At 76.3% G+C, this 5,744-nt stretch carries 7 protein-coding genes; 3 read left to right on the top strand and 4 right to left on the bottom strand.

The window, feature by feature from the left end:
- Positions 1–172 precede the first annotated feature (172 nt).
- Positions 173–1,000, bottom strand: coding sequence for a hypothetical protein (locus tag ABZY31_RS30960; protein WP_356416967.1), 828 nt, complete (start codon positions 998–1,000; stop codon positions 173–175).
- Positions 1,001–1,005: 5 nt separating this feature from the next.
- Positions 1,006–1,599 (bottom strand): papain-like cysteine protease family protein, encoded by a 594-nt coding sequence (locus ABZY31_RS30955; RefSeq protein ID WP_356416965.1) that lies wholly within the window; start codon positions 1,597–1,599, stop codon positions 1,006–1,008.
- Between the two features lie 311 nt (positions 1,600–1,910).
- Here ABZY31_RS30955 and ABZY31_RS30950 point away from each other — a divergent pair, with 311 nt between their 5' ends.
- A complete protein-coding gene (locus ABZY31_RS30950; RefSeq protein ID WP_356416970.1) occupies positions 1,911–2,834 on the top strand; it encodes a hypothetical protein in 924 nt (307 codons plus the stop codon).
- A gap of 19 nt (positions 2,835–2,853) precedes the next feature.
- Here ABZY31_RS30950 and ABZY31_RS30945 read toward each other — a convergent pair whose 3' ends face one another.
- Entirely contained in the window at positions 2,854–3,285 is a 432-nt protein-coding gene (locus ABZY31_RS30945) for a Rieske (2Fe-2S) protein (RefSeq protein WP_356416963.1), read from the bottom strand.
- Between the two features lie 118 nt (positions 3,286–3,403).
- On the opposite strand from ABZY31_RS30945, the gene ABZY31_RS30940 reads away from it, so the two are divergent.
- Positions 3,404–4,315, top strand: coding sequence for a carbohydrate kinase (locus ABZY31_RS30940; protein ID WP_356416961.1), 912 nt, complete (start codon positions 3,404–3,406; stop codon positions 4,313–4,315).
- Here ABZY31_RS30940 and ABZY31_RS30935 read toward each other — a convergent pair.
- Positions 4,290–4,913, bottom strand: a complete 624-nt coding sequence (locus ABZY31_RS30935) for a helix-turn-helix domain-containing protein (protein WP_356416959.1) — start codon at positions 4,911–4,913, stop codon at positions 4,290–4,292. The two genes, ABZY31_RS30940 and ABZY31_RS30935, sit on opposite strands and share 26 nt — an antisense overlap.
- 94 nt (positions 4,914–5,007) lie before the next feature.
- On the opposite strand from ABZY31_RS30935, the gene ABZY31_RS30930 reads away from it, so the two are divergent.
- Positions 5,008–5,658: an NAD(P)H-binding protein gene (locus ABZY31_RS30930; protein WP_356416969.1), complete on the top strand. Its 651-nt coding sequence runs from the start codon at positions 5,008–5,010 to the stop codon at positions 5,656–5,658.
- The last annotated feature ends 86 nt before the right edge of the window (positions 5,659–5,744 follow it).

The raw sequence follows: 5,744 nt of genomic DNA, 5'->3' as shown, positions 1-5,744 counted from the left end.
TCAGCCCCGCCGGCGTTCGAGGAGCGGAGTCCGCCGACGAGGCCCGCTCGGCCCCATCCAGCCCCGCCGGCGTTTGAGGCGCGGGGTCCGGGGCGGAGCCCCGGCGGCGGCGCCGCACCCGGACGGGGCCCGGCCGCCCGAGCAGCGGCCGGACCCCACCCCCGCCGGGCGGCTACACCCGCACCGCCCGGCGCCGGGCCCTGCGCACGCCGAGCGCACCGAGCCCGGCGACCCCGAGCGCTGCGGCCACGCCCCCGCCCGCGAGGGCCACCGCACCGGGCCCCGCGTCCGGGTCACCCCCGGTCACGGCCACGGCCACGGACCCCGCACCTGCCTCCGCGGGCCCGAACCCCCCGGCCTCACCCCCCTGGGCATAGGCGGAGCCGGGCAGCTTGTCCCCGTACGCCTTCACGACGCGCTCCCGGTAGGCGGCGAGGGTGGTGCCCCGCGCCCCCACGGCCTTCGTCGCGTCCTCGTCCAGCGGCAGCACACTGCTCCCCCGGGCGACGTACCAGGCGTCGATCTGCGGTTCGCGGAAGACCGTCCCGCCGGGCAGGGCGGCGGCCCCCAGCCGGGCGTAGCGGAATTCGTCGTCACCGGTGGCGATGTTCACCACCTGCCAGCCCGCTCCGGTCCGGGCGGTCCACAGGGCGGCCTCCTGCCCGTCGGAGGACACCGCCTTGCTGGCGAGGAACTCCAGCCGGGCGACGGGCGCGCCCGCCCGGCCCGCGACGAACTCCGGGGAGAGGTAGTTGACGGGGATCGCCTCGCCCTCGATGCGGGGCCGGGCGGTGGTCAGGGAGACCTTGCCCTCCCGGGAGAAGAACCGGGAGAGGGTGGCCAGGGTCTCGGGTGCGGCGACCGCCTGGTGGGCGGCGGCCCGGACCTCGGCAGTGGCGGCCGGGGGCTGCGGGACGGGGGCGGCCGAGGCCTGCGGGGCCAGGCCCAACAGGGCGGCGGCGAGGGCGCCGGTCGCCAGGGCGGCTGCGCGTCGGTTCATGGCGCTCACGCCCCGATCCGGTAGAGCGAGTGGGTCCAGGAGAAGGTGCTGTTGTCGACGTACCAGGCGTGGGAGGCCCAGTTGTAGCGGTCGCTGGAGGGCCAGGGGTCGCCCCAGTAGACCCAGTTGCTGGCGGTGTCGTAGCCGTAGACGACGTGCATGTGGCCGCCGCCGTTGGCCCACTGGATGCGGGTCTCGACCGGCCGGTTGGCGTTGATCTCGCTCTGGACGGTGGAGTACTGGAGCCAGCCGGTCACGTACGAGCCGGAGTTGATCCCGGCCCAGCGCAGGGCGGTCTGCACGTTGGCGAGGTTGGCCTGGTTGTTGGGGCAGTCGTAGCCCTGCTGGCGGTTGAAGGCGGCGTTGCAGAACTGGTTCTGGCTGTAGGTGCGGCCGAACCAGGTGGCGATGGTGTTGCCACTGGCAGCCCAGCACCAGTTGGTCTTCTGCTGTGCCTGCATGGTGATGTTCAGGCGCTTGGCGGCGAGCGTCGCGCTGCCGGCCCCGGCGTCGGCGGCGGTTGCCGTGCCGGTGGGCAGTGCGAACAGGAGAGCGGTGAGGAAGGCGGCCAGGGAAAGCCGCCGGTGGGGATCGCGCATCGCGTTCCTCCCGAGGGGGGAGTGGGGGTGGAGGACCGCGTCCGGACGCTGTGGAGGAGCATCGGGGTGTTGTCGCGAGCAGGTCAACACGCTTCAATACGCGGTGACATTGCAATGTGAATGAGGAAGCCGGGATGTGAACGGCCGCCGCTCCGCCACCTGGACCACGGGCGTCACCGGCGCACTCCCCCGCCCCCTCACGCGTGAACGTTCACAAAGGAGTCGCCATGCTGCCGACCGTGCGGAGCGGCGGGTCCGGGAGCCGGGGCGGCCCGCCGCGCGGCCCGGGCGACGGCGCGGCGCCCGAGGGCATGCATCCGGAGGAATTCGCGCTGCTGCTGCGCGCCGGGCCCTTCCACCTCGCGCTGCGCGCCGCGCTCGCCGCCCGCGGCCTGCCCCTGCACCGGGTCCAGCACCGGCTCGCCGCGCGCGGCATCAAGGTCGGGGTCACCAGCCTCAGTTACTGGCAGCAGGGCGCCCGGCGGCCCCGGCGCGCCGAGTCCCTGCGCGCGGTGCGGGCCCTGGAGCAGATCCTGGAACTGCCCCCGGGCACGCTCGTACGGCTCCTGGGCGGGTCCGCAGGGCCGGGCACCGACGCCCCCCGCCCGGCCGCGCGCCCCTTCCGGTCCCTGGTGGGCACGGGGGCGGCCGTCGAGGACCTGCTGGCCGGCATGGGCCTCCCGGCGGACGGCGGACTGCACACGGTCGGCCACCACGAACGGGTCCGGATCGGGGCCCGGCGCGAGCTGCTGGGCCGCGACTCCCAGCACGTCGTACGGGCCCACCGGGACGGCATCGACCGCTACCTCGCGATCCACGAGGGCGACCCGGGCTGCGATCCGGCCGCGGTGCGGGTACTGGCGCACGACAACTGCCGGACCGGGCGGATCCGGCGGGACCCGGAAGCGGGGCTGGTGGTCGCGGAGCTGCTCTTCGACGCGCGGCTGCGCAGCGGCGACACGTACGTCTTCGGCTACGGCTTCGAGGACGGCACCGGCAACCGCAGCAGCGAGTACGTCCGGGGGTTCGGCTACGCGGGCGGCCAGTACGTGCTCCAGGTCCGCTTCGACGCGGCCGCCCTGCCCGTGAGCTGCCGGCGCTTTCGCCAGTCGGGCCCCGGCGCCCCGCGCAGCGAGCTGTCGGCGCTCACCCCGAGCGGCGGGCACCGCGCGGTCCACCTGGTGGAGCAGGGCGTCCGGCGCGGCATCCTCGGCATCGGCTGGGAGTGGGACTAGGGAGCGGCCGCCCGCCGGGTCAGCCCGCGATGAGCTTGCCGCCCTCGGCGCGGACGGGGACGGACGGCAGCGGCTCGGTCGCTGGGCCCTGCACCACCTTGCCGGTGGCGGCGTCGAACCGGCTGCCGTGGCAGGGGCAGTTGCCGTGGCCCTCGACGATCTTGTCCAGCACGCAGCCCGCGTGGGTGCACTGGGCGCTGAACGCCGCGTACTGGCCCTGTGCGGGGCAGTGCACGAGGAGCTTGTGCTCCCGGTAGAGCTTGGAGCCGCCGACCGGCACGTCCGCCGCGGCGCCCAGGTCCACGGGGGCGGTCGGGGTCGCGGAGGCGCCCTCGCCGCCGGTCCCGGGCGAGCAGGCGCCGAGCGTGAGGCCGACCCCGGCGGACCCGGCGAGGGCGGCGGCGCCCTTGAGCACGGTACGGCGGGCGGCGGCTGACTGCGGCGCGGACATGGGGCTCTCCTGGGGGCGGGTGGTACGGGGGGACACCGGTGGGTCGGCCGTGGCGGCTGGGGCGCCGCCGACGCGCCCACCCGACGATACCGCCGCCCGATGCGGTAGCTTCCCCCGCGTGATCGTCGTCGCTGGAGAAGCCCTGATCGACCTGGTGCCCGTGGCGCAGCCGCCGGGCGCGCTGGTGCCCAGGGCGGGCGGGGGCCCGTACAACACGGCGCTGGCACTGGGCCGGCTCGGCGCCGAGGTGGCCTTCTGCTCCCGGGTGTCGACGGACGGCTTCGGGGAGATGCTGCTCGCCGGGCTGCGGGCGGCGGGGGTGGACCTGGCGCCGGTGCAGCGCGGGCCGGAGCCGACCACGCTGGCCGTGCCCTCGCTGGCCCCGGACGGCTCGGCCGCCTACGGGTTCTACGTCGAGGGCACCGCCGACCGGCTCTTCACGCTGCCCGACGCCCTTCCCGCGGGGGCCCGGGCGCTGGCGCTGGGGACGTGTTCGCTCGTGCTGGAACCGGGGGCGAGCGCGTACGAGGCCCTGCTGCGCCGGGAGTCCGCACGCGGGCTGCTGACCCTGCTCGACCCCAACGTCCGCCCGGCGCTGATCGCGGACCCGGCGGCGTACCGGGCCCGCTTCCTGTCCTGGCTGCCATACGTGCGCCTGCTCAAGCTCTCCGAGGAGGACGCGGCCTGGCTGGGCGGCCGGCCCGAGGAGTGGCTCGCGGCCGGGCCGTCGGCGGTGGTGCTGACCCGGGGCGCGGCGGGGCTGTCGGCGTGGACCCGGGACGGCGGGCGGTTCTCGGTACCGGGGCTGGGGGTCGCCGTCGCGGACACGATCGGCGCGGGTGACACCGTGAACGCCGCGCTCCTGCACCGCCTGGCGGGTGGCCCGCAGGCGTGGGACGGGTCCGGCGCGCCGGTGGACTGGCCCGGGGTGCTGGCGTACGCCGCCCGCGCGGCCGCCCTGACCTGCACCCGGGCGGGCGCGGAACCGCCGTACGCCGCCGAGCTCAGCGTAGGGCGGCCCACACCGTAGCGGCGACGGCCGGGGCGAAGTCGGCCACCGGTTCGACGACCGCCGGGCCGGAGAAGTGCAGGAAGAACGCCCGCTGGAAGCACGCGCCGAGCAGCAGCGCGGCGGCCGCGCGCGGGTCGGCGTCGGCGCGGATCCTGCCGTGCTCGCGCTCGCGGCGCAGGCAGTCGACGAGCGCGTCGAGCACCGCGTGCGGACCCTTGCCGATCTCCGCGAGGCCTTCGCGGTGCCGGCTCAGCAGGGCCGGTTCGGCGAAGAGGGAGCCCGCGATGGGCATGGCGTCGGCGTAGAAGCGGGCCGCGTGCCCGGCGATGTCCGCGAGCCGTTCCGGGACGGGCCGCTCCCCGGGGGCGGCGGCCAGGGCAGCCATCAGGGCGCCCGCGTTGGGCAGGCGTTCGAGCAGCACCCGGACGAACAGCTCTTCCTTGTTCGCGAAGTGCTTGTACAGCGCCGCCTCCGAGCAGCCGGCCTCGCGGGCGATGGCCTTGGTGGTGGCGTTCGCGAGACCGGTGGTGCGCATCAGGGTCTCGGCGGCGTCCAGCAGGCGCTGGGGGGTGGGCCGACCGGACCGGCCGGATTCGCTTGACTTCGGGGTGAGCATTCACTCACCCTAGCGGAGGGAGGGGTGAGTGAATACTCACCCACCCATGGGCGCAGTCCACGACGAGGCCGGAACCGACGATGAGGAGTCCACGATGAAGATCACGGTGTTCGGGGCCACGGGAGGCGTGGGCCGCGAGGTCGTGCGCCAGGCGCTCGACGCGGGTCACGAGGTCACCGCCGTGGTGCGGGACCCGGCGCGGCTGACGGTGCCGGAGCACGAACGGCTCCGCGTGGCGACGATCCCCGACGTCACGGACGAGGAGGCACTGGTCCCGGTGCTGCTCGGGCAGGACGGGGTGGTCTCCGCACTCGGCCCGAGCAGCAACAAGCAGGCCCGCCTGGCCCCGGTGGCCGGGCCCGCGCTCAGCGCGATCGTCTCGGCCATGGACCGGGCCGGCGTGCGGCGGCTCTCCGCGGTGAGCGCGGCGCCGCTGGGTCCGGACCACGCGCAGGACGGCGTCCTCACCCGGGCGGTCGTCATGCCGCTGCTGCGGCGCGCACTGCGGGACGTGTACGCCGACCTGGCGGTCATGGAGGCGGTGATCGGCGCCAGCGGCACGCAGTGGACGGTGGTCCGGCCGCCGCGCCTGCTGAACAAGCCCGGCACCGGCACCTACCGCCGCGCCGTCGACGCGAACGTCCGGGCCGCCCGCACCATCCCCCGCGCCGATGTCGCCGACGCCCTGCTGGCCGCCCTGACGGACCCGGCGTCCTCCCGCCACGCGGTGGGCATCGCCACCTGACGCCCCGCCCCGCCCCGGCGACCGCCTCGGGGGTCGGCCGCGGGGGCGGGGCGGGGGACGCGGGGGGGGGGGGGGTGGGCCCGGGG

The sequence above is a fragment of the Streptomyces sp. NPDC006529 genome, from assembly GCF_040611795.1.
Taxonomy (GTDB): Bacteria; Actinomycetota; Actinomycetes; order Streptomycetales; family Streptomycetaceae; genus Streptomyces.
This window is presented reverse-complemented; position numbering and strand designations above follow the sequence as displayed.

Coding starts and splice junctions, on each gene's coding strand:
- ABZY31_RS30960 (WP_356416967.1), bottom strand. CDS start 1,000: ATGAACCGACGCGCAGCCGCCCTGGCGACCGGCGCCCTCGCCGCCGCC.
- ABZY31_RS30955 (WP_356416965.1), bottom strand. CDS start 1,599: ATGCGCGATCCCCACCGGCGGCTTTCCCTGGCCGCCTTCCTCACCGCT.
- ABZY31_RS30950 (WP_356416970.1), top strand. CDS start 1,911: ATGCATCCGGAGGAATTCGCGCTGCTGCTGCGCGCCGGGCCCTTCCAC.
- ABZY31_RS30945 (WP_356416963.1), bottom strand. CDS start 3,285: ATGTCCGCGCCGCAGTCAGCCGCCGCCCGCCGTACCGTGCTCAAGGGC.
- ABZY31_RS30935 (WP_356416959.1), bottom strand. CDS start 4,913: ATGCTCACCCCGAAGTCAAGCGAATCCGGCCGGTCCGGTCGGCCCACC.
- ABZY31_RS30930 (WP_356416969.1), top strand. CDS start 5,008: ATGAAGATCACGGTGTTCGGGGCCACGGGAGGCGTGGGCCGCGAGGTC.